Source organism: Catenovulum sediminis, assembly GCF_007289895.1.
Taxonomy (GTDB): Bacteria; Pseudomonadota; Gammaproteobacteria; order Enterobacterales; family Alteromonadaceae; genus Catenovulum; species Catenovulum sediminis.
The window spans coordinates 109,874-134,410 of the sequence record NZ_CP041660.1 but is presented as its reverse complement, the minus strand read 5'-3'; the positions used below and the strand labels follow the sequence as shown (position 1 = coordinate 134,410).

The following is a 24,537-nucleotide window of genomic DNA, read 5'->3' as shown; positions in this document are numbered from 1 at the left end:
TATGACAACTCAAACCATAATGGAACAAGAAGCACGTGAAAGCGCAACTCGAATTAAACAGCAATTACAAAAAAATAAAGCATTGGCTCAAGCGTTAGGCGCAAAAATTAGAGAGTATAAGCCAAAGTTTGTTTACATCATCGGGCGAGGATCATCCGATCATGCCGGAGTATTTGCGAAATATTTAATAGAAATTGAAGCGGGATTATCGGTTGCATCGGCAGCACCATCTGTCGCCAGTGTATATCAAAAACAATTGGATCTTAGCGGTGCGTTAGTCTTGGCTATCTCACAATCTGGCCGCAGTCCAGACATTTTAGCGCAGCTTGATATGGCAAAAGCGGCTGGCGCACTGACTGTTGCTTTGGTCAATGATGAAAGTTCACCTTTGGCACAAAATGCTGATTTTTTATTGCCGCTCAATGCAGGAGTTGAAACTGCCGTTGCAGCCACAAAAAGCTATTTATGCACATTATCTGCTGTTTTGCAATTGGTTGCACATTGGAAACAAGATCAATCGTTACATTTGGCGCTGGATGTATTACCCAAACAATTGACCCAAGTTGTAGAAAGTGCACCTCAATTAACAACAAGCACGCTTAAAAATGTCCACAACTGTGTTGTTTTAGGTCGTGGCTTAGGATATGCCGTTTCCCGAGAGATCGCGCTTAAGCTGAAAGAAGTCTGTAGCATTCATGCTGAGGCATACAGCAGTGCTGAGTTTGTACACGGGCCTATCGCTTTAGCAGGTAAGAAGCTATACGCCCTTGACATTACAATTGAAGATGAAGCGAATCAATTTCATAAACAGCAAATTGAAGATCTCAAAGCACGTGGCGCACATGTTGTACATATGCATCAGGTGGTTTCTAGCTGCCATCCCAGAACGTCAGCTTTGTTAGTACTGCAAAAGTTTTACGTTGATATTGCAGCGGTTTCTGTTGAACTTGGATACAATCCTGATGCACCTCTAGGTTTAAATAAAGTTACACGGACTCAATAATGACGATACAAAGATACCGCCCAGATCAACTATTTACAGGTGATCACCTGATGGAAAAGCCTGTTGTTAGTGTTGAGAATGGCAAAGTGATTTCGATTGAGGCTGATTCAAACTTGCCCGCTTTACCTTTAGAGGGTTTATTGGCACCCGGCTATATTGATATACAAGTAAATGGAGGCGGCGGTGTCTTGTTTAATAATCAACCTAGTGTAGAGAGTTTGCGCAAAATGATAATTGCGCATAGCCAGTATGGCAGCACTGCATTACTGCCAACTTTAATTACGGATGATTTAGCTACAATGCAGGCGGCTGCTGATGCTGTTGCACACGCCAGAGAGCGTAAGCTGGCAGGTATTTTGGGTATTCACTTTGAAGGCCCGCATTTATCTGTTGAGAAAAAAGGTGTGCATCCTAAACAACAGATACGACCTATCACTGATGCCGAGTTTGCTATTTTTGCACGCCAAGATATTGGTATAAAGGTTATTACTTTAGCACCTGAAAATGTGTCAGTTGATGATATTAGAAAACTGATTCAGTTAAATGTGATTGTTTGTTTAGGGCATTCGAACGCATCATATGAAGTTGTTGAGGCTGCGCTAGATGCAGGTGCCACAGGGTTCACTCACTTGTTTAATGCAATGTCGCCATTGACCAGTAGAGCACCCGGTATGGTGGGGGCAGCATTAAATAGCGAAAAAGCTTGGTGTGGAATTATTGTTGACCATCATCATATGCATCCTGCAGTCGCTCAGTTAGCTTGCCGCGTCAAAGGGGCCGATAAAAGCATATTGGTCACAGACGCAATGGCGCTGATTGGCAGTAAAGCCCAGTCTTTTGATTTGTTCGGCGAAACAGTCACGCTAAAAGGGGACAAATTGACAATTTCTACAGGCCAATTAGCAGGTTCTCATTTATCAATGCAGAAAGCGGTTCAGAATACTGTACATGATTTAAAAATTAGTTTAACGGATGCGCTTAAAATGGCCAGTTTAAGCGCGGCTAGATTTTTAAATTGTGCTGATCAAATCGGTAAAATTAAGGCTGGTTATTCCGCCGATTGGATATTGTTAGATAAAGCGCTCAGAGTTACATCTGTATGGATCAAAGGTACTCAACGTGAGCAATTGTTTCAGCTAGATAACTTTGGAGGTAGCACATGCAATTAGCAACCATAGATTGGGCAATTGTAATCGGCATATTAGCTTTAACCATGTTAATTGGCTTTTTAGTGAGTAAACGCGCTTCGAAAAATAGTGCATCATACTTTTTGGCGGGGCAGAGCATGCCATGGTGGTTGTTAGGGGTATCTATGGTTGCGACCACATTTGCAGCTGATACACCTAATCTAGTCACTGATATTGTCAGAACACAAGGTGTGTCCGGTAACTGGGTTTGGTGGGGAATGTTGTTAACTGGCATGTTAACAACATTTGTTTATGCCAAGTTATGGCGCCGTTTAGGCATAACAACCGATGTTGAATTTTATGAGCACAGATATACCGGTAAACCAGCGCGCTTTTTACGAGGCTTCAGAGCATTATATTTAGGTCTGTTTTTTAATGTCATGATTATGGCGAATGTGACGCTGGCAGCGGTTAAAATTGGCAGTGTTTTATTTGGTATCGATCCTGAGCTTGTCATTATTTCGGCTTGCCTGATCACAGTTATTTTCAGTACCTTGGGGGCTTTTTAGGGGTATTGATCACCGATTTGATTTTATTCTTTGTCGCTATGATTGGTTCGGTACTCGCCGCTTATTATGCGGTTGGACATCCTCAAGTTGGCGGCTTAGATGCTTTGTTCGCGCATCCTGTTGTCTCACAAAAGCTATCCTTTTTGCCGGATATGTCTGACCCAAATAGTTATATTCCGCTGTTAATTATTCCTTTGTTAGTGCAGTGGTGGAGTGTGTGGTATCCGGGCGCTGAGCCAGGTGGTGGTGGCTATGTTGCACAACGTATGTTGGCTGCTAAAAATGAGAAACATGCATTAGCGGCTTCTGCGTTTTTTAACGTTTGTCACTATGCCGTGCGTCCGTGGCCCTGGATTTTAGTTGCGCTTGCTTCATTGGTTGTTTTTCCGGACATGGCAAGTTTACAAGCTGCATTTCCAAATATACCGGAGCATTTAGTCAAAGATGATTTGGCCTACTCAGCAATGTTAACATTTTTACCCGTAGGTGTACTTGGGCTGGTGGTTGCTTCTTTAGTTTCTGCCTACGTTTCAACGATATCGACCAGTTTAAACTGGGGGGCTTCATACTTTGTCAATGATTTTTATGCCCGCTTTGTAAAACCCGATGCAACGGATAAACAACAAGTATTTGTTGGTCGCTTGGCGACTGTTGTGTTGATGTTATTAGCAAGTTTAATGGCTTTGGCACTAGATAACGCGTTGCAAGGCTTTAGATTGTTATTAACAGTGGGGGCAGGTACGGGATTGTTGTTTTTACTACGCTGGTTTTGGAGCAAGATAAATGCATGGTCTGAAATATCTGCAATGGTTTTTTCATTCTTATTTAGTGTCTTCTTTGAGTTTGGGCCGTTTGAATCCTTATTGGATTGGCAAAGAATGTTATTGAGTGTCGCTTGGACAACTCTAGGCTGGATGGCGGTTACTTTATTAACACAAGCCGAATCACGAGAAACACTGGATAAATTTTGGCGGCAAATAGGCTTTAATAAAAGAGAACTGGTTTGCGGCTTACTGGTTGCGCTGGTCGCCACGATAGCAACATATGCAGCTTTATTCGCGACAGGTTATTTACTATACGGGCAAATATCACTGGCAATTTTACTGACCATAATTGCTTCTGCCGGAGGGTATTTTACTTATCGTTATGGTTTTAAAAATAATTAAATTCTAGCCGGCAACCGCCGGCTTATTTTTGTCATTTAAAAGTCACATCTCTGGCGAAATTAAGAACCGAATTCTATACTTCAAACGTGTCTATACACTGTCTTTTAATTCTCCTTTTACAGCTTAGTCGATAAATTAAGTCGTTTAAGCTTGACAAAAGGTTAATTAAATGTGATAAATGACAGCGTTGTCATTATTTTGGTTGTCTTCTGGAGGTTTTATGTTGTCGCTTAAAGGCCGAGTCTGGTTGCTCGTAATTGTTATTTTGGGATGCTTTTTAGCGCTCAGCTCTATTGCGTTATACACCCTTAAAGTAGCCAGTGATTCGGATAACAAATCACGGGTTAAGCAACTTTTTCAATCAACTTATAGCACTATTACATCGCTTGAAAAAATGGTGAGCAAAAATCAATTGGCAGAGGCACAAGCAAAAGAAATAGCGATTCACTTGCTTCGCAATAATATCTACCACAAATCTGAATACGTCTATGTAGCAGATGAAAAACTTATCTTTTTGGCAACGCCTTTAGACCCGCAATTACATGGCACCAGTTTTCATGCATTCAAAGACAGCCAAGGAAACTCGGTAGGTGAAATATTATTTAATGCAGTGGCTTCACAAAGTGGCGAAATAGCTGAATATCATTGGACACAAAGACAAGCGGACGGTTCAGTTGAAGGCAAGCTTTCAATTGCGCAGCGCACGCCTAAATGGGGTTGGTATGTTGGTACCGGGATTGGTTTTGACGAAGTGAATCAACGTTTTTGGAGTACGGCTCGTTGGCAACTAGGGGTTTGTATTGCATTGAGTGTTTTAATTGCTGCATTATTGATGTACGCCACGAAGGGATTGTTGACTTTGTTAGGAGGCGAACCAAAAGATGTATTAAAGTTAGTTAGGTTGGTTGCCGCCGGTGATTTAAGTTCCAACCGGTCGATGGCGGTAAGTGATGATAATTCAATTCTTGGTTCAACCATTTCAATGCGCAACGCCCTCAGTAAAATTGTCACCAGTCTTGCACTGGCCGTGGAAAACTTACATAAGCAAACGCATAATTCTGAAGAGCGAATTAATAGATTGAATATTAATTTTGCTAAACAGCGCAGCGAAACGGATATGGTTGCCACTGCTATGACTGAGATGGCGATGTCATCGCAAACTGTGTCTGAGAGTGCGAGCAATGCCGCACAAGCCGCTAATCAAGCGGATGCCAAAAGTGTAGAAGCAATGCGAGTCGTGGCAACTTCGGTTGATAAGATTTCTGAGTTATCTGCTCAAATTCAAGATAGTCATAAAGCGATAGCCGAGCTTGGCAATGATGTAAACAATATTGTGGTGGTACTCGATGTGATAAAGGGAATTGCCGAGCAAACCAATTTACTGGCATTAAATGCAGCGATTGAAGCCGCTCGAGCGGGTGAAGATGGTCGAGGTTTTGCGGTTGTCGCGGATGAAGTGCGTGGCCTGGCTAAACGAACGCAAGACAGTACAACGGAAATTCAGTCTATGATCACAAGGTTAGAGCAGGGCGCTCAAAAAGCACAAGAAAGTATGAATGCCAGTATGGCGATAGGGCATGAGGCTGTCGATAAAGTTAAAAAAACGCATGCTTCTCTAGATGAAATATCTAATTCAATCAATACGATAACAGAGATGAACAATCAAATTGCCACCGCTGCGGAAGAGCAAAATCAGGTCGGCGAAGATATTTCACGCCGTATCAATCAAATATCAGAGTCTGCTGCGCAAGTTGCAGAGATCAGCAATCAGGGGAAAGAGTCGACTCATCAGTTGGTCACATTAACCGATGAGTTAGATCGTAACTTGCAGTATTTTCAGCTCAACAAATAATTATTTGTTTGCACAGCAGCGTTTAAATTTTTTACCTGAACCGCAGGGACAAGTTTCGTTGCGGTTGATTTTAAGAGTAGAAAAATCAGTATCGCCAGATAAATAAAACCATTCACCATCCTTAAAAACAAACTGTGAATTCTCAGTTAAATGGTGGATTTGTCCATTTGACGCATAGTAAGCGGAAAAATTAACATGGCCTTGTGTTTCATTGTCGTGCTGGTGGTTATGAATTTCCAGTTTTATAAATTTTACCGCGTTAGCAAAGTCGGCAATTTCCTGTCGGATATTTTCGCTATGCGTGCGACTGTCTTGGCTAAACACTAAAAAGTCGATATCTTTTACAGCGTATGCACTGTAACGAGCTCGCATTAGCTCTAGCGGGGTTTGTGCTGGATTTTTGCGAGATATTTTGTCCGCACAACAATCTTTAAATTTTAGGCCTGAACAACAAGGACAGTTTTCCATCAATCTTATATTCGTAAATCAACAATATGGCTATTGTGACTTATATTCACATATGAATAAAGTTTTTCATAAAATTACTGCATACTGTGTACAACATCAAATAAATCTTGCTGAATTTTAACAAGATAAGGATCTAATGATTTTTGAATGCCAAACGCATCTACCAGCTTTATTCTGCTGGGTTGATTATTGTGTTCACCGACCATAATAGCAGTCGCTTGATCAGCGATGCACTCTACAGCATAAGCGCCTAGTTTAGTCGCTAATATTCTGTCATACGCAACCGGCGCGCCCCCTCTTTGGATGTGGCCAAGAATACATGGACGGCACTCAATACCTATTTGATGGGTAAGGGTTTCCGCTAAATCAGAGACACCACCAGGCCACAAATGCTCTGTTATCACCATAATAATACTGGTTTTACCATGGATTTTTCTAAGGCATTCAACGTGTTGCACTATACTTTCTAATTCAGCGTGGGGATCTTCAATGGTTTCTGGAAACAAGGCTTGTTCAGCGCCGCTTGCAACTGCGCTTGCTAAGGCAATAAATCCAGCATGTCGGCCCATGACTTCAACTAAAAAGATGCGTTCAAAAGCGTCTGCAGTATCGCGAATTTTATCGATTGAATCTAATGCAGTGTCAATCGCAGTTTGATAGCCTATCGTGTTGTCAGAACCGTTGAGATCATTATCTATTGTGCCCGGGATACCAATCACTTGTCCTGACCAAATTTCAGATAATTTTTGCAAACCGCGTAAAGAACCGTCTCCACCGATAACGATGAGTGCGTCAATTTCATTGCTATTGAGGTTTGCAACAGCATTTTTTACACCGTCTGGTTTCAGAAATGCTTCACATCGGGCGCTCTTTAATATGGTGCCGCCCAGTTGAATAATATGTTGAACATGTAAATTGCTTAGACGGATTTTCTCGTTATTTAATAGCCCATTGTAACCATGTTCAAAACCAATTACCTGATAACCGAAACGAGCCGCTGATAACACAATGGCTCGGATACAAGCATTCATGCCGGGCGCGTCACCGCCGCTGGTTAATACGCCTATGGTTTTACTCATTACCTAGTTCCCTGTGAAAAAAGTGTCTAGTATCAATTTAGTTCACTTTGGTTTTTTTTCTATCCGAATAAAGTTATTTTTTATAAGTTGGCGTATTCCTCTAAAATTTGCAGGCACCAACTTTCTATACGTGCTTGGCTTAACTCATATTGTTTTTCATCATCTAAACTCAACCCGACAAAGTGAGTGCCATCTTGTGTCAGTGCTTTAGACGCTGCAAACTCGTAGCCTTCGTTGGGCCAAAAACCGATAAAGTTGGCATTGTTTTGCTTTATGGCGTCGAAGAGCATGCCGAGCGCGTCTTGAAACCAGTCACCATAGTCTACTTGGTCGCCTTGGCCATAAAGTGCTATCGTTTTGCCTGTTAAATCCAGCGCGTAAACATCTTGCCAAATCGACTCCCAGTCTTCCTGTAATTCACCAAAATCCCAGGTTGAAATACCAAAAATAATAAACTCATATTTTAAACAATTATCCAGTGATGTATCTTTGATATTATGGATTTCAACTATGTCTGAGCCGATAAATTGTTGAATTTTTTCTGCTGTCATTTCGGTGTAGCAGGTTGTTGAGCCGTAAAATAGGCCTATTTTCATTTTGTTCAATAACCTTGTCATAAAAATTGCGGTATATTAGCAAAAATTGGATTCAGTGTTGATAAATAAACGAGGCTTTTAATGCGTCCGCTAGCACAGGCTGTAATGATAACGCCGATAGGAAAAGTCGCGGTGATTAACAGTGTCGACAAAGTAAAGAAGATTGATGTGCATGCTGAGTCTATTCCTTACCAAATTGCACAGCCAAACTCGCTTACTAAATTAATTTGCCAGCAATTGGAAGCATATTTTAATGGCAAGCTGACGAAGTTTGATTTGCCTGTACAATTAGACGGTACCGATTTTCAATTTAAAGTTTGGTCACAGCTCAATCATATTCCTTATGGTGAAGCTTTAACATATGGTGAGCTTGCTAATCAAGTTTCGACCAGTGCACGAGCGATTGGTGGGGCTTGCCGGCATAATCCAATACCTATTGTGATACCCTGCCATAGAGTTATTGCCGCAAATGGCATTGGTGGTTATTCAGGCCAGTGGCGTTTGGGGGTTAAAGTGGATGTTAAACGCTGGTTATTGCAGCACGAAAAGAAGAACAAGCAAATTAATGAATAAAGAATCTGCCTTAGTTGAATCATTTGTCACTTTTCTCTGGTTGGAAAAAGGATTAAGCAAAAATACACAACAAGCCTATAGAACAGATTTAACGCAATTTTTATCCTTTTGCCAGCAAAAGAATTTGATATTACTCGAGGTGACAGCGCTAGATGTAAGGGATTATTTGGATTATTTAAAAGCATCGAATATTTCTGCGCGTAGTGCAGCTCGAAAACTCAGTAGTTTGAAAAAAATGTACCAATATTTGCTACTTGAAAAAAAAATGGAAGTTGATCCAACTGTCAATGTTGATGGCCCTAAGTTGCCGCAAACCTTACCTAAAACACTGACAGAGCAGGATGTAGAGTTGTTGTTAGAGGCGCCCGATAGCTCAATTACCATTGAGCTGAGAGACAAAGCCATGTTGGAGCTTTTGTATGCGACAGGTTTACGCGTGACCGAATTGGTTAGTTTGAGTATGGAGCAGGTGAATTTAAATATGGGTGTGGTTCGTGTTGTTGGTAAAGGCAATAAAGAAAGATTAGTGCCGATGGGGGAGGTCGCCTTAGACGCTATTGAAAATTATCTAAAAGTGGGCCGAAATTTGCTGAACACCCATGCCAGTGATATTTTGTTTTTAAGCAAACGCGGAACAATGATGACTCGCCAAACATTTTGGCACCGCATAAAAGAATACGCGATCAGAGCGGGCATTAGCGCGCCACTTTCTCCGCACACGCTCAGGCACGCTTTTGCGACGCATTTAGTTAATCATGGTGCCGACCTGCGGGTTGTACAAAGTTTATTAGGACACAGTGATTTATCCACCACTCAAATTTACACTCATGTCGCCACTGCGCGTTTACAAGAGATGCATGCCAAGCATCACCCACGAGCCTGACGTCTTTGTGCTGGTTATACCAAACACGCGCTAACCCTAAGATAAATTATTTGATGAAGCGCTTGAAATCTGCAAATTGATATCAACATCTAAAGAGTCAGAATAATTGCTGTTGTGATCTAACGCACTCACCCTTTCGTAAAGATACGTAGCGTTAATCACGTCAAAAATTTCAGCAAGCTATAAAAAGAATTGATAGAAAAAGCAATAGAAAAAATCGATGATTTCAATCGATTATTTGATTTAGAAAGATTGTTAGAAGCACGTTAGTCTGATTTTTAAAACAGATTGGATTTATTTTCATTGAAAGTAGGAGACACAAATGACAGACATAGATATTGGCATTAACGAAAAGAATAGAGTAATGATCGCTGAAGGATTAAAGAAATTACTGGCAGATTCCTACACGCTTTATTTACAAACACATAACTTTCACTGGAATGTCACAGGTCCGCAGTTTAGAGAGTTGCATTTGATGTTTGAAGAGCATTATACAGAGCTCGCGGTTGCTGTAGATGATATTGCTGAGCGTATTAGAACTTTAGACGTTCCTGCACCCGGTACATACAAAGAATTTGCCCGGCTAAGTTCTATAGAAGAAGTTGAGGGCGTGCCAGCGGCAGCAGAAATGGTTGATCGCTTAACCAAAGGTCACGAACAAGTTGTCAAAACTGCACGCGAAGTTTTGAAATTGGCGCAAGAAGCCGACGATGAATCTACTGCAGCATTGGTCGGGGATAGAATGCGAATTCATGAAAAAACTTCTTGGATGCTGCGCGCAACGCGGCAGTAAGAATAAGCTGAACTTTGAACATTGCGTTTTGAAAAGGCTCCTGTGTGGAGCCTTTTTACTGTCTGCTTAAATTTTAATTATGCCAGTTCAATGCGAAAGAGGAGCATGGGCTATTCAGGTTTTTGTTGGCGCTTTTTCCAGTTGTTTTTGACCGACGTTCGCCACAGGTAAGTCATTAGAAAATAGCCAATTGTCGAAAAGGTCACAGCGCAGATGATACTGCCAGTGATCAGCGCAGGACCTATCGTTGACATACTCTCTACTAACCAATCCCAACTAAGTTCAAAGTGAAAAGGCTTTTCTTCAACTCCCAGTACCCAAGTACCGATTAAATAGCAACCGAAAAAAATAGGTGGTATGGTAAAAGGGTTGGTTATCCAAACAAGTCCAACAGCCAGTGGTAAGTTTACTCTAAATAGAATAGCACCTGCGGCCGATAACCACATTTGAAAAGGTACTGGAATAAATGCGTTAAATAGGCCAAGTGCAAACGCGCCTGCCACAGATTTTCGATTAAGATGCCATAAATTGGGGTCATGTAATAAATTGCCAAAAATCTTTAACGATTTTTGATTCTTAATCGTGTGGTGATCGGGTAGATACCTCTTTATAAACTTTTTTGGCATACAGATTTTCTATTATTTAAGGTTAAACACATGGAAGCGTGTCTGATTGCATTCATTGCAGGCAACCTAGTAGCGAATAATTTTCCGATTTTATTCTCCAACAATGAATTATTAGTGACATTCATTGTATTAAGCGCTGCAATTATACTGAGACAAAGAATTTTTGCATCCTTATTAGCTGGCCTTTGTTCAGTTATGTTCATGCAGTCACTTAATCATGCCGGCACTATTGGATTTATTTCTAAGCCAGTGCAGGTCAATGTGTTGGGTTATGTTTCTTCAATTCCAGAAAAAAGCATGGATAGCACCAAATTTAACTTTGTTGTTTTGTGTCAGTCAGAAGTTAACTTAGTCAAGCATTGGTCTGCTTTTAACTGCCAACAATTATTTTACCAAATTAATAGCTCAATTAGATTGAGTTGGTATAAAAAAGCAGAGGAGCTGAAACAGGGTCAGGTTTGGGCTTTAAAAGTTAAATTAAAACCACCGAGTGGATTTGTCAATGAAGCCGGGTTTGATTATAAAAAATGGCTTATCAGTGAAAGTATAAGTGCAACCGGTTATGTGGTAAATGGCAGCCTTGTTAAAGACCAAACCAGTATTCGGCAACATTGGTTTCAGCAGTTGGTGGAGCAAACCCGTCATCTGGATTTTCAAGATTTAATTTTAGCGCTCGCAATGGGTGAACGGCAGTTAATGTCTGCTGCGCGCTGGCTAACTTTAAAAAAAACGGGCACAGCACATTTGCTGGCAATCTCTGGTTTACATATTGGTTTGGTGTTTGTTTGGCTTTGGTTGTTTTGTCGCATTATTTTTCGATTATTGGTATTTATGACAAACTTAGTCTCAGCCAATAAGATAATACAGAAGCCTAGGAAAAGTGTTAATCCTGATTTTTATGCCATTTTGTTGGCGTTAGCTGGCGCATGGATGTTTGTTGGACTAACGGGGTTTGCATTATCTGCGATACGAGCAGGAGTCTTTCTCACCGTATTATCTGTTTGTTGGTTGTTAGCTACTAGGATGTCTTGGCGCTTGCGCTTTTTACTCGCAACGGCTGTTGTTTTACTGATTTTTCCATTGAGTCCGCTGAGTATTTCATTTTGGCTATCTTTTGGTGCTGCCGCTGCAGTGATTAGTTTGCTCTGGAGTAGTCAGTTTATTTTGACTCTTGGGCCACATAGCACAGCTAAAGTAAAACGAGAATTCACAACCGTCATGGCTAGCAAAATCATGCCGTTCATTTTTGTACAAGTCGGCTTGCTATTATTATTGTTACCGCTACAAGTGGTGTTGTTTCAACATATATCTATTGCAGGATTGGTTGCTAATTTGCTTGCAATACCTTTAGTCAGTTTGTTTATTTTACCCTGTGTCCTGCTCGCTTGTATCTTGTTTTTGTTTAATTGGCCTTTAGCGGGTTGGCTATTTGAAGTTGCTAATTTGTTGTTAGAAATATTGTGGGCTTTTCTGACATATTGTGCTGAGTTTAAATATGCTTATCTAAGCTTACCTGCTCAATCATTGTCTTTTTGGTCGGCACTGGCATTAGGGTTATTGTTATTACTGCTGCCCATTGGTCGGATTTACAAGTTACCCTTATTATTAATAGTCAGCTTATTATTTTGGCCTGCGAATAAAAAGGGTTGGTATCTTCATATTTTAGATGTCGGGCAAGGGTTAGCCGTTATCGTTGAACATCAGGGAGAAGCGATCGTTTATGATACCGGAGATGCGTTTTCCTCTGGGTTTAATTTGTTTGAAGCTGTAGTTGAACCCGTTTTGATCAAACGCCGCCTTCAAGTAAAAGCCATTGTCATTAGTCATAATGATAAAGATCATGCTGGTGGTTTAAAATACATACATCATCATTATCCTGAAGTGCCTATTTTCAAAGGCGCATTAGCCTGCAATTCTATTAATACGAAAAAATGGTTGGCTTTAAATTGGTGGGCATATAGCTGGCAAGTGTCAGGGTTAGAAGCGGTTAAAAGTAACAATCGTTCTTGTGTTATACGTGTTGGTAGCGAAAAGCACTCTGTATTACTAACCGGAGATATAGAGTTACTCGCAGAGCAGCAGTTGTTACAGCGAGTTGATGTTAATTATTATGCTAGCGACTTTATGCTGGTTCCTCATCATGGCAGTAAAACCTCTTCTAGTGAGGCTTTTATCCAGGCGATATCACCACATTCAGCGATTATCAGTCGCGGTCGTTACAATCGATTTAATCATCCGCATAAAGACGTGATCGAGCGCTATCGTAAAATAGGTATTGATATTTACGATACCGCACAACATGGCCAAATAAGCCTTTATTTTAACGATGCGCAAGCCGCACAAATAAGTTATCAGTTGCAAGGTTTTTGGCTGCCTTGGCATCGAAAAGTGAATCAGGGTGATCTTTTCCTTACAAGCGATTAGAATAGCGGCAAATTGCAGTTAATAAGTTCTCTATGAAAACGATACAACCACAACAAACCCGCATTCTTTTTAAGCGTTTGTTTTCTTACGTCAAAAATTTTCGCACTGGTTTTATTATTGCCGTTATTGGTATGGTGCTGTATTCATCGATTGACGCATTTTTCTTTTCGCAAATCCAAACCTTTATAGATGAGGGGTTAACACAAAAAAATTATCAATTGTTGTATTACATGGGGATTGCGATCCCTTTTGTTTTTTTAGCTCGAGGGTTTGCCAACTTTCTATCAACCTATAGTTTAAGTTGGGTGGGGACGCATGTGGTTGCTTCGCTCAGACAAGATGTTTTTAATCATTTAATGCGGGTTCCGGTTGCGTTTCACGATCAAAACTCTACGGGCGATTTGATTGCTAAAATTACTTATGACATAGAGCAAGTGCAAGAAGCTTCCAGTAAAGCACTCATGACGTTAGTGCGTGAAGGTGCGTTTGTCATCGGTTTATTGGTTGTGATGTTTTATTTAAGTTGGCAGTTATCTTTGGTATTTATGGTCATTGGACCTATCGTCGGTATTATTGTGCGTCACGTGAGCCGCCGTTTTAGAATGGTAAGCAAACGCATTCAACATGCAATTGGCAATGTCACCGCGGTTTCGGAGCAGATGCTCAACGGTCATAAAGTCGTTGTAATGAGTGGCGCACAAGAGCAGGAAGCCGATAAGTTTTCAGATATCAACCGGCAAACTCGCCAACAACAGATGAAATTGGTGAGCACCAGAGCCATTAGTGTCTCAGCGATACAAGTGATTGCATCATTAGCATTGGCCGCCGTGCTAATTATTGCCAGCAACCCAGAGTTTTTAAATAAACTAACAACCGGTACCTTTACCACAGTATTAACTTGTATGATGACACTGTTACGTCCGCTAAAGCAGTTAACCACGGTCAACGCTGATTTTCAGCGAGGGATGGCGGCCTGTGCAAGTGTTTTTGAATTATTAGATCAAGCAACAGAAAACGATTCAGGCACCATTAATGTGGAGCGTGTAAAGGGGAGTGTCGATTTAAAGGATGTAACCTTTGCCTATCAAGGTAAAAATGATGCCGCTTTAAAACACATTAATTTATCCATACCGGCGGGGCAAACCGTCGCTTTAGTCGGTCGCTCGGGCAGTGGCAAATCAACTATTACTAATTTGCTGACGCGCTTTTATGAGTATGACTCAGGTGAGATTTTTATCGACAACAAGCCGATTAAATCTTTGACCTTAAAATCGCTGCGCAATCAGTTTGCGATGGTTTCGCAACACGTTATTCTGTTTAACGATACGATTGCCAATAATATTGCCTATGGTATGGAAGAAACCGTTAGTCGGGCGCAAATTGAAGCGGCGGCAGAAGCTGCTTATGTAACGGATTTTGTGCATGATCTACCGCACGGGCTAGATACTAGCATCGGTGAAAACGGGATGAATTTATCCGGTGGCCAGCGTCAGCGCATCACAATAGCACGCGCTATATTGAGAGATGCACCGATACTAATATTAGATGAAGCAACATCAGCATTGGATACAGAATCAGAGCGGCGTATTCAGGATGCAATTGAAAAGCTGAGTGAAAATAGAACGGTCATTGTGATAGCGCATCGTTTGTCCACTATCGAAAATGCCGACAATATTGTTGTTATGAATCATGGAGAGATTGTTGAAATGGGTGATCATCAAAGTCTATTGGCCAAAAATGGGACGTATCGCCAAATTTACGATCTGCAATTTACAGGCAATGCATGAATTGGTTTGAACGAGGATGGTATAAACAACACTCAGCAACTTGGTTGTTGTTACCATTAACCCTGATATTTACTGTTTTATCCGCAGTGAGACGATTATTGTTTAAATTGGGGTTGAAAAAAAAGACTAAGTTACCTGTACCGGTTGTGATTGTCGGTAACATAACGGTTGGCGGTACAGGTAAAACACCTTTTGTCATCTGGCTAGCACGATACCTCCAAGCTATTGGCTTACAACCGGGTATTATTTCTCGCGGTTTTGGAGGGCAAATCAAAAGTGGTTGCCATTGTGTTGCACCGAATGATTCAGCAAGCTTAGTGGGTGATGAAACACGTTTAATTGCCAATAACCTAAACCTGCCGGTTATGGTGGGCCGAGATCGTGCATTGTGTGGCGAAAAACTGGCGTCTGACTATGGCTGTAATATTATTATTTCGGATGATGGTTTACAGCACTATAAGCTTGCTAGAGACATTGAAATTATTTTAATTGACGGACACAGGCAATTAGGCAACCAAGCTCTATTACCGGCTGGTCCGTTACGAGAAGGGAAGTGGCGATTAAATACAACCCCATTGGTGATTCAAAATGGTCGTCCTGACAACTTAACCTTAACCCCTTATTATTTTTCTGTAAAAGCAGCGGGTTTTAAGCCGATACTGCAGATGGGAAATGAGGATGTTGGGCTCATTACACAAAAATTTAATAAAAAAATTGGCTCATATGCCGTTTGTGCGATTGGCAATCCTCAGCGTTTCTACCATACTCTGCAAGAGCAGGGCGTAAAGATACTTGAATATCATAGTTTTATTGATCATCATAACTTTACGTCTGAAGATTTTGACGTTTGCAACGGAGCGCAAATTGTAATGACTGAAAAGGATGCGGTGAAATGTCGTGAATTTGCCCAAGCGAATTGGTGGTATTTACCGATTGAAATAACGCCTGACAGCAAATTTCAGGCAAAACTAGCCGAAATTATTGATAAGACCCGGAAACAATATGGCATTTGATAAAAAACTACTTGAAATAATCGCCTGTCCAATTTGCAAAAGCCCCTTAGAGTTTCATTCAGATGCTCAAGAGTTGTGGTGTAAAGCTGACAGATTGGCCTATCCTATACGCAACGATATTCCTGTTCTGATGGAACCAGAAGCAAGAACATTAACTTTGGATGAGGTACAGTCATGAGTTACACCATAGTGATACCTGCTCGTTACGCTTCAACTCGCTTTCCAGGCAAGCCGCTAGTTGATATGGCGGGCAAAACCATGTTGCAACGCGTTTATAAACAATGTAAAAAAACCCAAGCGGGTAAAATCGTCATCGCCACGGATGATGAACGTATTGCAGAAGCCGCGGTCAGTTTTGGCGCTGAAGTTGTAATGACGGATAAAAATCATGACTCGGGTACAGCGCGAATTGGTGAAGTCATTCAAAAGCTCAGTATCAAAGAGAACGAAATTGTGGTGAACGTGCAAGGTGATGAGCCTTTCATCCCACCAACTGTTATTGATCAAGTGGCAAACAACATGTCGTTATATACAGAAGCAGACATGGCGACACTGGCCGTACCTATATTTGAAGCTGATGAGTTATTTAACCCAAATTCAGTAAAAGTCGTTACCGATAAAAACGGCTATGCACTTTATTTTAGCCGGGCAACCATTCCTTATGATCGCAGTCGTTTTGTTACCCCAAAAGATGATATGCAAATAGGGCAATATTATCTACGCCATATCGGTATATACGCATATCGTGCGGAGTTTGTGCGTCAGTACTTAAACTGGGAACCTAGCCCATTAGAAGAAGCTGAATCATTAGAGCAGCTTAGAGTCTTGTGGCATGGGGAAAAAATCCATGTTGGTATAGCAACAGAAACACCGCCAGCAGGTATAGATACACCTGAAGATATGGAGCGGGCATTAGAATATATTAAGAATAAAAAGAAAAAGGGGGCTTAAATGTCTAAGCAGCAAGAAATAGAAGCAGCCGCATTTAGAAAGTTGCTGGTGCATCTGGATGCAAACAAAGATGTGCAAAATATTGATCTAATGATACTCGCCGGGTTTTGTCGCAATTGTTTGGCCAAATGGTACAGCTCAGCAGCGAGTGAGTTAGGTGAAGAGGTAGATTACGAGCAAGCCCGCGAAATTGTCTATGGAATGCCATTTTCGCAGTGGAAAGAAAAATATCAAAAGCCAGCGACCGCAGAGCAAATAGCTGCTTTTGAAGCAAAAAAGAAACAGTAAATAATCGCTAAAAATTGGTTTTAACATTTAAATTAAAGCTTGAGAAGAGTGAGTTCAATTTCTCATTTTCCTCAAGCTTTTAGCTGCCCACTTTTAAACTTCAAGTTTTTAATTAGGCTCACTTTTAACCCTAGGGCGTGTTTATCTTTGTTTATAATTTGAGCTGAGAGAAAAAATGGTCTTAGGCAAGGCAGAAATAATGAAGTTTAGTCATCTAAATAAGTTATTTCTAACGCTGCATAAGACCATTTTGGCCTCAGCCCGAAGGGCAATGGCTATTTTAACCCTTAACGGCATTAGAATTCGTTTATTTAGAATGACTAAACCCCACTCATTCTGCTTTGTTAATGATTAAAATAGCCTATTGCTCAAAAATAATACAAAGATTCACACGCCCTAGAGCGAACCCTTCAAAACGGTATCATGTTTAGCTCAAACGAAGATGTTAAGTAAATAAATTTAGGCAAAAAAAAGCCCGACCGAAGTCGAGCTTTATTTAAATTCTAAATGAATGGTTGATTATATACCGTCAACGATTGAATTTAAGGTCGGGCTAGGACGCATGGCTTTGAAAGCTAAATCGTCGTTTGGTTTGTAATAACCACCAATCTCAGTGGCTTCACCTTGTACATCCACCAATTCTTTCACGATAACTTCTTCAGCAGCCGCTAATTTTTCAGCGATAGGAGCAAACAGCGCGCTTAACGCCTTGTCTTCGCTTTGTGCTGCCAATTCTTGTGCCCAGTATAAAGCGATATAGAAATGGCTACCACGGTTGTCTAAGCCGCCTAATTTACGAGAAGGTGAGCGGTTATTGTCTAACAACTTGCCCGTCGCTGTGTCTAATGCTTTACCTAACACGCGCGCTTGCTCGTTGTTATTTACGTTTGCAAGATGCTCAAATGAAGCCGCTAGTGCTAAGAATTCACCTAAAGAATCCCAACGTAAGTAGTTTTGGTTAACTAGCTGCTCAACGTGTTTAGGCGCAGAACCACCCGCGCCAGTTTCAAATAAACCGCCACCGTTCATTAATGGAACGATTGATAACATTTTTGCACTGGTACCCAATTCTAAAATTGGGAACAAATCAGTTAAGTAGTCACGTAATACGTTACCTGTTACTGAAATAGTGTCCTGGCCTGCTTTGATTCGCTCTAATGAGAATCGAGTTGCATCAACCGGCGCTAAAATTTGAATATCTAAACCACTGGTATCATGCTCTGGTAAATAGGCTTCAACTTTCTTGATAAGCTGAGCATCGTGTGCACGGTTTTTATCCAACCAAAAAACAGCTGGCGTGTCGCTTAAACGCGCACGATTAACTGCTAATTTAACCCAGTCACGAATCGGTGCATCTTTAACCTGACACATGCGCCAGATATCACCTTGTTCAACTTTATGTTGCAACAACACGTTGCCGTCTTGATCAACAACTCGCACAATACCGTCAGCCGGAATTTCGAAAGTTTTGTCATGCGAACCATATTCTTCAGCTTTTTGCGCCATCAAACCAACGTTTGGTACGCTCCCCATGGTTGCTGGATCAAATGCACCGTGTTTTTTACAGAAGTCGATAACTTCCTGATAAACACCTGCGTATGAACGGTCAGGAATACACATTTTTGCATCGTGTAATCCACCATCTGAGCCCCACATTTTACCGGATGAGCGAATGGCTGCAGGCATAGAGGCATCGATAATAATATCGCTTGGTACGTGTAGGTTAGTAATCCCTTTGTCAGAATTAACCATTGCCATGGCTGGACGCGCATCATAGCAAGCTTTAATATCCGCTTTGATTTGTGCTTGTTCCGCTTCTGATAACTGGCTGATGCGACTTTCTACATCACCAAAACCATTGTTTAAATCGACACCTAGCTTCTCAAAGGTATCTTGATATTTTTCAATCACTGGCTGATAGAAAGATTTAACAGCATGACCAAAGATAATGGGATCAGACACTTTCATCATAGTTGCTTTCATGTGCAACGAGAAAAGGATGTCTTTTTCTTTAGCGTCAGCGATTTCTTTTTCTAAATACGCATTTAAAGCTTTATTGCTCATCACCGCTGCATCGATAATTTCGCCTTCAAGAACCGGCACAGAGGCTTTTAGCATTGTCATTTCGCCGTCGGTTGAGGTTAATTCAATCTTAACCGAACCTGCTTTTTCGATGGTGGTAGACTGTTCGCTACCATAAAAATCACCTTCTTGCATACTCGCAACGTGAGATTTAGAGTTTGCATCCCAAGCACCCATGCTATGTGGATTTTTACGTGCATAGTTTTTAACAGATGCAGGTGCACGACGATCAGAGTTACCTTCACGTAAAACTGGATTTACCGCACTACCTTTAACGCTATCATAACGTTTTTTAATATCTTCTTCTTTTTCGTTCGCCGGTGTATCTGGATAATCCGGTAATGCATAGCCTTGCGCTTGTAATTCTTTAATGGCGGCTTTTAACTGCGGAATAGAAGCACTAATATTCGGCAGTTTGATAATATTAGCTTCAGGTGTTTTAGCTAACTCACCTAATTCTTTTAAATCGTCAGATTGAAAATGAGATTCATCTAAATAATCAGGGAATTGAGATAAAATACGTGCCGCTAAGGAAATATCACGAGTATCTACATCAATGCCAGCTGATTTGGCATATGCCTGAATTATTGGCAATAAAGAGTAAGTGGCTAAAGCCGGAGCTTCATCAGTAATGGTATAGATGATTTTAGAACTTTCAGTTGTCATCATTATATCCTTTAAAAATTATTGGGAATGCGTTTCAGAGCAATCATTGCAGCACTAGAACTGGATCCATGTTATGTTTATGGCAATGATTCTAGCAAGCTTCTGGATTACTACAAGACGAATTTTGGCACTTCTCACCAACGTGGTGCGCAGAATCGGCTAAATCGCGGGGTAGGCCAATAAACACGTATGTTTGCTAGCATATGCACAAATTGAATATTGGAAATAAATGAGAAAAACTAGTCCCAAAAATCGCAATTTTACTGTTAAAAAGAGCGCAGTTAACAAATCAAAACGGCCTGAACCGGCTCAGGTAGAAGTTGTTTTATTTAATAAACCCTACGATGTGCTTTGCCAATTTACAGACGATGAAAATCGTAAAACCTTAAAAGACTTCATAGATGTTCCCAACGTATATGCGGCGGGTCGCTTAGATAAAGATTCAGAAGGTTTATTGGTGCTAACCAATAGCGGAAAATTACAACACCAACTGGCTAACCCGGTCAAAAAGCAAGGTAAAGTTTATTGGGTACAGGTTGAAGGGCTGGCCACGAAACGTCAAATCGAGCAACTGCAAAACGGGGTTCAGTTAAAAGATGGTATGACTAAGCCTGCAAAAGTGAGATTAATCGACGAACCGCAGGTATGGCCGCGAAATCCTCCGATACGTGAGCGGCAAAATATTCCAACCAACTGGTTAGAAATTACCTTGTTTGAGGGGAAAAACCGCCAAGTGAGACGCATGACAGCACATGTAGGACTACCGACTCTAAGATTGATCCGCAGTCAGATCGCTGACTATAAATTAGGCGATTTACAGCCCGGTGAATGGCATAAATTAATTCTTTAAAAACAAAAACCCTCTCAGTAACACAGCGAAAACCAAGGATAAATCAATGTTTAAACCCAATACAACCGTGTCATGTATCGTTGTTTGCCAAAATCATTTTTTACTGGTTGAAGAAATAGACTCTGGTAAAACGGTATTTAATCAGCCAGCAGGTCATCTAGAAGCAAATGAAACATTATTAGCCGCAGCACAAAGAGAACTTTACGAAGAAACCGGCCTATCCTTAATGCCGCAAGCTTTATTAGGGATCTATCAAAGTTATGTGCCGGTAAAAAACATTCAGTATCTGCGGTTTTGTTACATTATCGAATTAGAAGACGAAACCTTGCCGCCGACCTCGCCGAAAGATGATGACATTATTGCTGCACATTGGATGACTTATCCGCAAATTGTAGAAAAAAAGGGTAGCTTACGTAGCCATATGGTTAAAATTTGCATAGATGACTATTTGGCAGGTAAACGAATCCCACTCGAAAGCGTACAGAGTTATTTATAGCGGGTACAAACAGTGCTAGAATAGCGCCCTTTTTTAAGCTGCAGGTAAAAAACTCATCATGTCGAATAACAGTGATAAAAAAGTCATTGTCGGAATGTCTGGCGGAGTGGACTCTTCAGTTTCTGCCTATTTACTTCTACAGCAAGGTTATCAGGTTGAAGGCCTGTTTATGAAAAACTGGGAAGAAGACGATACGGATGAATATTGTGCTGCTGCGCAAGATCTGGAAGATGCACAGGCGGTTGCCAATAAGTTAGGTATAGAGTTGCACACAGTCAATTTTGCAGCTGAGTATTGGGACAATGTATTTGAATACTTCTTAGCCGAATACAAAGCGGGCCGTACACCCAACCCAGATATAATGTGCAACAAAGAAATTAAATTTAAAGCATTTCTAGATTTTGCTGCCGATGCACTAGGTGCAGACTATATTGCAACCGGACATTATGTACAGCGCAGATTTCAAGACGGTCACTGGCAAATGTTGCGTGGATTAGATAATAACAAAGATCAAAGTTACTTTTTGTATACCCTAGCTGAAGAACATATTGCGCAAACCTTGTTTCCAGTTGGCGGGTTAGAAAAACCAGAAGTGCGCAAAATAGCTGAAGAACAAGATTTAGTGACTGCTAATAAAAAAGACTCAACTGGCATTTGTTTTATAGGCGAGCGCAAATTTAAAGACTTTTTACAACAGTATTTACCCGCGCAGCCAGGTAATATTGAAACAACTGAAGGTGAAATAATTGGTCGTCACGAAGGTTTGATGTACCACACATTAGGTCAACGTAAAGGTTTAGGCATCGGCGGTTTAAAAAACGCAGGAGAGGAACCTTGGTACACGGTAGAAAAAGATTTAGAGCGTAACGTGTTAATTGTTGCTCAAGGCAGTAAGCACCCAAAACTCTTTTCACAAGGAATGGTGGTTAATCAATGTCACTGGGTTGATCGCATCGGGCCTGTTGATCAATTTAGCTGTACTGTTAAAACAAGATACCGGCAACCAGACATTCAATGCAAATTACATAAAATTGATGACGATACTTTTAGTGTTGAATTTTCTGAACCTGTTGCCGCCGTCACGCCAGGGCAATCTGCCGTATTTTACCTAAATGAGGTTTGTTTAGGTGGTGCAATTATTGATTCGTTAATTCGGTGAGCAAAATATTCATGTCAGATGTAACCTACGACCAAACTTTAGCTTTAGCGGGGGTCTGTCAGTCCTGTTACTACGTGCAATCGATTGCACGTCGCGGCCAGTTAGATTCAGCAAAACTGGAAATTATGCTAAATAGTGTTTTAAATACCAATCCAAACGATACACAAGATGTATATTCCGGAATAGAAAACCTAGCTGATGGCTTAAAAATTCTTCACGATCAATTAGGGCACAAGGCTCAGGTCAAAGATGCTGAGTTAACCCGTTATGTGTTAAGCATTCTAACGCTGGAAAGAAAATTAACAAAAAGCCGAGGAGCGCTAAATAGACTGGCGCAAGAAATCACATTAATGGATTCAAAACTTGCACATTATGACGTATTGCATGATGTGTTATTAGAAGGTTTTGCGGGTATCTACAAAGATGTTGTGAGCCCGCTTGGTCCGAAAGTTCAGGTAATGGGTAATCCAAACCTATTACAGCAAAGGTTAGTTCAGAATAAAGTGCGGGCGCTATTATTATCTGCGTTACGCTCGGCGGTTTTGTGGCGCCAGTTGGGCGGGCAAAGACGCAATATTCTGTTTCGCAGACAAAAATGGGTGCGTTATAGTGCGCACGCTCTTCAACAAATTTCTACAATTTAACAGGAGATTTCAATGGAATTATCCAGCTTAACCGCAGTATCACCGGTAGACGGTCGGTACGGTAGCAAAACAGTCGAACTTCGCTCCATATTCAGTGAATTCGGTTTAACAAAATACCGAGTAACGGTTGAAGTTCGTTGGTTGCAGCAATTATCAAAAATTGCTGAAATAAAAGAAGTTCCAGCGTTTTCTGACGAAGCAAACACAGCGCTAAACGAAATTGTAGAATATTTTACCGAAGCAGATGCTGCGCGCGTGAAAGAAATTGAACGCACCACCAACCATGATGTTAAAGCCGTTGAATATTTCTTAAAAGAAAAAGTAGAAACACAGCCAGAATTACACGCTGTTACTGAGTTTTTGCATTTTGCCTGTACATCAGAAGATATTAATAACTTGTCACACGCGTTAATGTTAAAAGAAGCGCGTGAAACCGTTGTATTGCCTTACATTGACAAGATTTTAGCCGAATTACATCGAATGGCTAAAGAATACCGTGATGTTTGTATGATGGCTCGTACCCACGGACAACCGGCTTCGCCGACCACGATGGGCAAAGAAATGGCCAATGTATACATGCGTTTGCAGCGTCAGCGTGAACAAATTGCAGCCGTTGAATTACTCGGCAAAATTAATGGTGCCGTGGGTAACTATAACGCACATTTATCTGCTTACCCTGAATTAGACTGGCACAAAATCAGTGAAGAATTTGTCACTGGTTTAGGTTTAAGTTGGAACCCATACACAACTCAAATAGAACCACATGACTATATTGCAGAATTATTTGATGCGATTGCTCGCGCAAATACGATTTTAATCGACTTTGACCGTGATGTTTGGGGTTACATTGCATTAGGTCACTTCAAGCAAAAAACAGTCGCTGGTGAAATCGGCTCATCGACTATGCCACACAAAGTTAACCCAATTGATTTTGAAAACTCAGAAGGTAACTTGGGTATTGCAAACGCCATTTTTGATCATTTAGCACAAAAATTACCCATCTCCCGTTGGCAGCGTGACTTAACTGACTCAACCGTTTTACGTAATCTAGGTGTTGGTGTTGCACACGCAATTATTGCTTACCAGGCAAGCTTAAAAGGTATCAGTAAACTTGAAGTGAATGCGCAGAGTTTATTAAATGAACTCGACCAAAACTGGGAGTTACTAGCTGAGCCCATTCAAACCGTTATGCGTCGTTATGGTATTGAAAAGCCATATGAAAAATTAAAAGAGTTAACACGTGGTAAACGCGTCAACCAGCAAGCAATGGCTGAATTTATCGACGGTTTAGAACTACCGGCAAGCGAAAAAACACGTTTAAAACAACTAACGCCAGCAACTTATATCGGAGATGCTCAGAAATTAGTTGATTTGCTCTAATCAGCATTTGATTATACAAATAATGCGGGCTCGCCCGCATTATTTGCTTGTATCTAGTTGTA

The 24,537-nt window shown here is 41.0% G+C and carries 22 protein-coding genes and 1 pseudogene; 18 read left to right on the top strand and 5 right to left on the bottom strand.

Annotated features, from left to right (window positions below; all coding sequences use genetic code 11):
- The first annotated feature begins 1 nt into the window (after window position 1).
- The 4 genes and pseudogenes from nagB-II to FNT16_RS00585 all read left to right on the top strand — a co-directional run bounded on the left by nagB-II (window position 2) and on the right by FNT16_RS00585 (window position 5,717).
- Entirely contained in the window at window positions 2–1,003 is a 1,002-nt protein-coding gene (gene nagB-II, locus FNT16_RS00600) for a glucosamine-6-phosphate deaminase NagB-II (RefSeq protein ID WP_143869723.1), read from the top strand.
- Entirely contained in the window at window positions 1,003–2,172 is a 1,170-nt protein-coding gene (gene nagA / locus FNT16_RS00595; RefSeq protein ID WP_143869722.1) for an N-acetylglucosamine-6-phosphate deacetylase, read from the top strand. The genes nagB-II and nagA overlap by 1 nt, the downstream gene beginning before the upstream one ends.
- Window positions 2,163–3,865: pseudogene (locus FNT16_RS00590) on the top strand (sodium:solute symporter family protein). The gene nagA and the pseudogene FNT16_RS00590 overlap by 10 nt, the downstream one beginning before the upstream one ends.
- Window positions 3,866–4,085: 220 nt before the next feature.
- Entirely contained in the window at window positions 4,086–5,717 is a 1,632-nt protein-coding gene (locus FNT16_RS00585) for a methyl-accepting chemotaxis protein (protein ID WP_221935040.1), read from the top strand.
- Here FNT16_RS00585 and FNT16_RS00580 read toward each other — a convergent pair whose 3' ends face one another.
- From FNT16_RS00580 to fldB, 3 genes are all read right to left on the bottom strand, one after another.
- Window positions 5,718–6,185, bottom strand: a complete 468-nt coding sequence (locus tag FNT16_RS00580) for a YchJ family protein (protein ID WP_143869721.1) — start codon at window positions 6,183–6,185, stop codon at window positions 5,718–5,720.
- 74 nt (window positions 6,186–6,259) lie between these two features.
- Entirely contained in the window at window positions 6,260–7,264 is a 1,005-nt protein-coding gene (locus FNT16_RS00575; protein WP_143869720.1) for an ATP-dependent 6-phosphofructokinase, read from the bottom strand.
- 80 nt (window positions 7,265–7,344) lie between these two features.
- Window positions 7,345–7,860 carry a flavodoxin FldB gene (gene fldB, locus FNT16_RS00570; protein ID WP_143869719.1) on the bottom strand — a complete coding sequence of 172 codons (516 nt, stop codon included), beginning with the start codon at window positions 7,858–7,860 and terminating at the stop codon, window positions 7,345–7,347.
- An 81-nt stretch (window positions 7,861–7,941) separates the two neighbouring features.
- Here fldB and FNT16_RS00565 point away from each other — a divergent pair, with 81 nt between their 5' ends.
- The 3 genes from FNT16_RS00565 to FNT16_RS00555 all read left to right on the top strand — a co-directional run bounded on the left by FNT16_RS00565 (window position 7,942) and on the right by FNT16_RS00555 (window position 10,109).
- Window positions 7,942–8,433, top strand: a complete 492-nt coding sequence (locus tag FNT16_RS00565) for a methylated-DNA--[protein]-cysteine S-methyltransferase (RefSeq protein ID WP_143869718.1) — start codon at window positions 7,942–7,944, stop codon at window positions 8,431–8,433.
- The gene (gene xerD, locus FNT16_RS00560; protein ID WP_143869717.1) at window positions 8,426–9,316 is read left to right on the top strand and encodes a site-specific tyrosine recombinase XerD; all 891 of its coding nucleotides are present in this window, start codon (window positions 8,426–8,428) and stop codon (window positions 9,314–9,316) included. The genes FNT16_RS00565 and xerD overlap by 8 nt, the downstream gene beginning before the upstream one ends.
- Before the next feature lie 322 nt (window positions 9,317–9,638).
- Window positions 9,639–10,109: a Dps family protein gene (locus FNT16_RS00555; RefSeq protein WP_143869716.1), complete on the top strand. Its 471-nt coding sequence runs from the start codon at window positions 9,639–9,641 to the stop codon at window positions 10,107–10,109.
- A 110-nt stretch (window positions 10,110–10,219) separates the two neighbouring features.
- Here FNT16_RS00555 and FNT16_RS00550 read toward each other — a convergent pair whose 3' ends face one another.
- Window positions 10,220–10,735, bottom strand: a complete 516-nt coding sequence (locus tag FNT16_RS00550) for a DUF2062 domain-containing protein (RefSeq protein ID WP_143869715.1) — start codon at window positions 10,733–10,735, stop codon at window positions 10,220–10,222.
- Window positions 10,736–10,765: 30 nt separating this feature from the next.
- Here FNT16_RS00550 and FNT16_RS00545 point away from each other — a divergent pair, with 30 nt between their 5' ends.
- Genes FNT16_RS00545 through FNT16_RS00520 form a run of 6 tightly spaced genes read left to right on the top strand, consistent with a single transcriptional unit; the run spans window position 10,766 to window position 17,198 of the window.
- On the top strand, window positions 10,766–13,159 hold the full coding sequence (locus FNT16_RS00545; RefSeq protein WP_143869714.1) for a DNA internalization-related competence protein ComEC/Rec2: 2,394 nt from the start codon (window positions 10,766–10,768) through the stop codon (window positions 13,157–13,159).
- A 32-nt stretch (window positions 13,160–13,191) separates the two neighbouring features.
- Window positions 13,192–14,946: a lipid A export permease/ATP-binding protein MsbA gene (gene msbA, locus FNT16_RS00540; protein WP_143869713.1), complete on the top strand. Its 1,755-nt coding sequence runs from the start codon at window positions 13,192–13,194 to the stop codon at window positions 14,944–14,946.
- Complete coding sequence (lpxK, locus tag FNT16_RS00535; protein ID WP_143869712.1) at window positions 14,943–15,959, top strand: tetraacyldisaccharide 4'-kinase; 1,017 nt, start codon at window positions 14,943–14,945, stop codon at window positions 15,957–15,959. The genes msbA and lpxK overlap by 4 nt, the downstream gene beginning before the upstream one ends.
- Window positions 15,949–16,137 carry a Trm112 family protein gene (locus FNT16_RS00530; RefSeq protein ID WP_143869711.1) on the top strand — a complete coding sequence of 63 codons (189 nt, stop codon included), beginning with the start codon at window positions 15,949–15,951 and terminating at the stop codon, window positions 16,135–16,137. The genes lpxK and FNT16_RS00530 overlap by 11 nt, the downstream gene beginning before the upstream one ends.
- Entirely contained in the window at window positions 16,134–16,910 is a 777-nt protein-coding gene (kdsB, locus tag FNT16_RS00525; protein WP_143869710.1) for a 3-deoxy-manno-octulosonate cytidylyltransferase, read from the top strand. The genes FNT16_RS00530 and kdsB overlap by 4 nt, the downstream gene beginning before the upstream one ends.
- Window positions 16,911–17,198 (top strand): DUF1244 domain-containing protein, encoded by a 288-nt coding sequence (locus FNT16_RS00520; RefSeq protein ID WP_143869709.1) that lies wholly within the window; start codon window positions 16,911–16,913, stop codon window positions 17,196–17,198.
- A gap of 519 nt (window positions 17,199–17,717) precedes the next feature.
- Here FNT16_RS00520 and FNT16_RS00515 read toward each other — a convergent pair.
- Window positions 17,718–19,946 carry an NADP-dependent isocitrate dehydrogenase gene (locus tag FNT16_RS00515; RefSeq protein ID WP_143872822.1) on the bottom strand — a complete coding sequence of 743 codons (2,229 nt, stop codon included), beginning with the start codon at window positions 19,944–19,946 and terminating at the stop codon, window positions 17,718–17,720.
- Window positions 19,947–20,175: 229 nt separating this feature from the next.
- Between FNT16_RS00515 and FNT16_RS00510 the strand changes: the two genes are divergently transcribed.
- The 5 genes from FNT16_RS00510 to purB are packed head-to-tail and all read left to right on the top strand — an operon-like array spanning window position 20,176 to window position 24,475.
- On the top strand, window positions 20,176–20,796 hold the full coding sequence (locus FNT16_RS00510) for an rRNA large subunit pseudouridine synthase E (protein ID WP_143869708.1): 621 nt from the start codon (window positions 20,176–20,178) through the stop codon (window positions 20,794–20,796).
- Window positions 20,797–20,842: 46 nt separating this feature from the next.
- Window positions 20,843–21,292 (top strand): NUDIX hydrolase, encoded by a 450-nt coding sequence (locus tag FNT16_RS00505; protein ID WP_143869707.1) that lies wholly within the window; start codon window positions 20,843–20,845, stop codon window positions 21,290–21,292.
- A gap of 58 nt (window positions 21,293–21,350) precedes the next feature.
- Window positions 21,351–22,451 (top strand): tRNA 2-thiouridine(34) synthase MnmA, encoded by a 1,101-nt coding sequence (gene mnmA, locus FNT16_RS00500; protein WP_143869706.1) that lies wholly within the window; start codon window positions 21,351–21,353, stop codon window positions 22,449–22,451.
- Window positions 22,452–22,462: 11 nt separating this feature from the next.
- Complete coding sequence (gene hflD / locus FNT16_RS00495; protein WP_143869705.1) at window positions 22,463–23,095, top strand: high frequency lysogenization protein HflD; 633 nt, start codon at window positions 22,463–22,465, stop codon at window positions 23,093–23,095.
- Window positions 23,096–23,107: 12 nt separating this feature from the next.
- Entirely contained in the window at window positions 23,108–24,475 is a 1,368-nt protein-coding gene (gene purB, locus FNT16_RS00490; protein ID WP_143869704.1) for an adenylosuccinate lyase, read from the top strand.
- The last annotated feature ends 62 nt before the right edge of the window (window positions 24,476–24,537 follow it).

What these genes read in the sequence shown, in the direction of transcription:
- kdsB (WP_143869710.1), top strand. Translation starts at nt 16,134, where the DNA reads ATGAGTTACACCATAGTGATACCTGCTCGTTACGCTTCAACTCGCTTT.
- nagB-II (WP_143869723.1), top strand. Translation starts at nt 2, where the DNA reads ATGACAACTCAAACCATAATGGAACAAGAAGCACGTGAAAGCGCAACT.
- FNT16_RS00545 (WP_143869714.1), top strand. Translation starts at nt 10,766, where the DNA reads ATGGAAGCGTGTCTGATTGCATTCATTGCAGGCAACCTAGTAGCGAAT.
- FNT16_RS00515 (WP_143872822.1), bottom strand. Translation starts at nt 19,946, where the DNA reads ATGACAACTGAAAGTTCTAAAATCATCTATACCATTACTGATGAAGCT.
- FNT16_RS00530 (WP_143869711.1), top strand. Translation starts at nt 15,949, where the DNA reads ATGGCATTTGATAAAAAACTACTTGAAATAATCGCCTGTCCAATTTGC.
- msbA (WP_143869713.1), top strand. Translation starts at nt 13,192, where the DNA reads ATGAAAACGATACAACCACAACAAACCCGCATTCTTTTTAAGCGTTTG.
- FNT16_RS00520 (WP_143869709.1), top strand. Translation starts at nt 16,911, where the DNA reads ATGTCTAAGCAGCAAGAAATAGAAGCAGCCGCATTTAGAAAGTTGCTG.
- nagA (WP_143869722.1), top strand. Translation starts at nt 1,003, where the DNA reads ATGACGATACAAAGATACCGCCCAGATCAACTATTTACAGGTGATCAC.
- lpxK (WP_143869712.1), top strand. Translation starts at nt 14,943, where the DNA reads ATGAATTGGTTTGAACGAGGATGGTATAAACAACACTCAGCAACTTGG.
- FNT16_RS00575 (WP_143869720.1), bottom strand. Translation starts at nt 7,264, where the DNA reads ATGAGTAAAACCATAGGCGTATTAACCAGCGGCGGTGACGCGCCCGGC.
- FNT16_RS00565 (WP_143869718.1), top strand. Translation starts at nt 7,942, where the DNA reads ATGCGTCCGCTAGCACAGGCTGTAATGATAACGCCGATAGGAAAAGTC.
- xerD (WP_143869717.1), top strand. Translation starts at nt 8,426, where the DNA reads ATGAATAAAGAATCTGCCTTAGTTGAATCATTTGTCACTTTTCTCTGG.
- FNT16_RS00550 (WP_143869715.1), bottom strand. Translation starts at nt 10,735, where the DNA reads ATGCCAAAAAAGTTTATAAAGAGGTATCTACCCGATCACCACACGATT.
- FNT16_RS00510 (WP_143869708.1), top strand. Translation starts at nt 20,176, where the DNA reads ATGAGAAAAACTAGTCCCAAAAATCGCAATTTTACTGTTAAAAAGAGC.
- hflD (WP_143869705.1), top strand. Translation starts at nt 22,463, where the DNA reads ATGTCAGATGTAACCTACGACCAAACTTTAGCTTTAGCGGGGGTCTGT.
- FNT16_RS00580 (WP_143869721.1), bottom strand. Translation starts at nt 6,185, where the DNA reads ATGGAAAACTGTCCTTGTTGTTCAGGCCTAAAATTTAAAGATTGTTGT.
- fldB (WP_143869719.1), bottom strand. Translation starts at nt 7,860, where the DNA reads ATGAAAATAGGCCTATTTTACGGCTCAACAACCTGCTACACCGAAATG.
- FNT16_RS00585 (WP_221935040.1), top strand. Translation starts at nt 4,086, where the DNA reads ATGTTGTCGCTTAAAGGCCGAGTCTGGTTGCTCGTAATTGTTATTTTG.
- mnmA (WP_143869706.1), top strand. Translation starts at nt 21,351, where the DNA reads ATGTCGAATAACAGTGATAAAAAAGTCATTGTCGGAATGTCTGGCGGA.
- FNT16_RS00505 (WP_143869707.1), top strand. Translation starts at nt 20,843, where the DNA reads ATGTTTAAACCCAATACAACCGTGTCATGTATCGTTGTTTGCCAAAAT.
- FNT16_RS00555 (WP_143869716.1), top strand. Translation starts at nt 9,639, where the DNA reads ATGACAGACATAGATATTGGCATTAACGAAAAGAATAGAGTAATGATC.
- purB (WP_143869704.1), top strand. Translation starts at nt 23,108, where the DNA reads ATGGAATTATCCAGCTTAACCGCAGTATCACCGGTAGACGGTCGGTAC.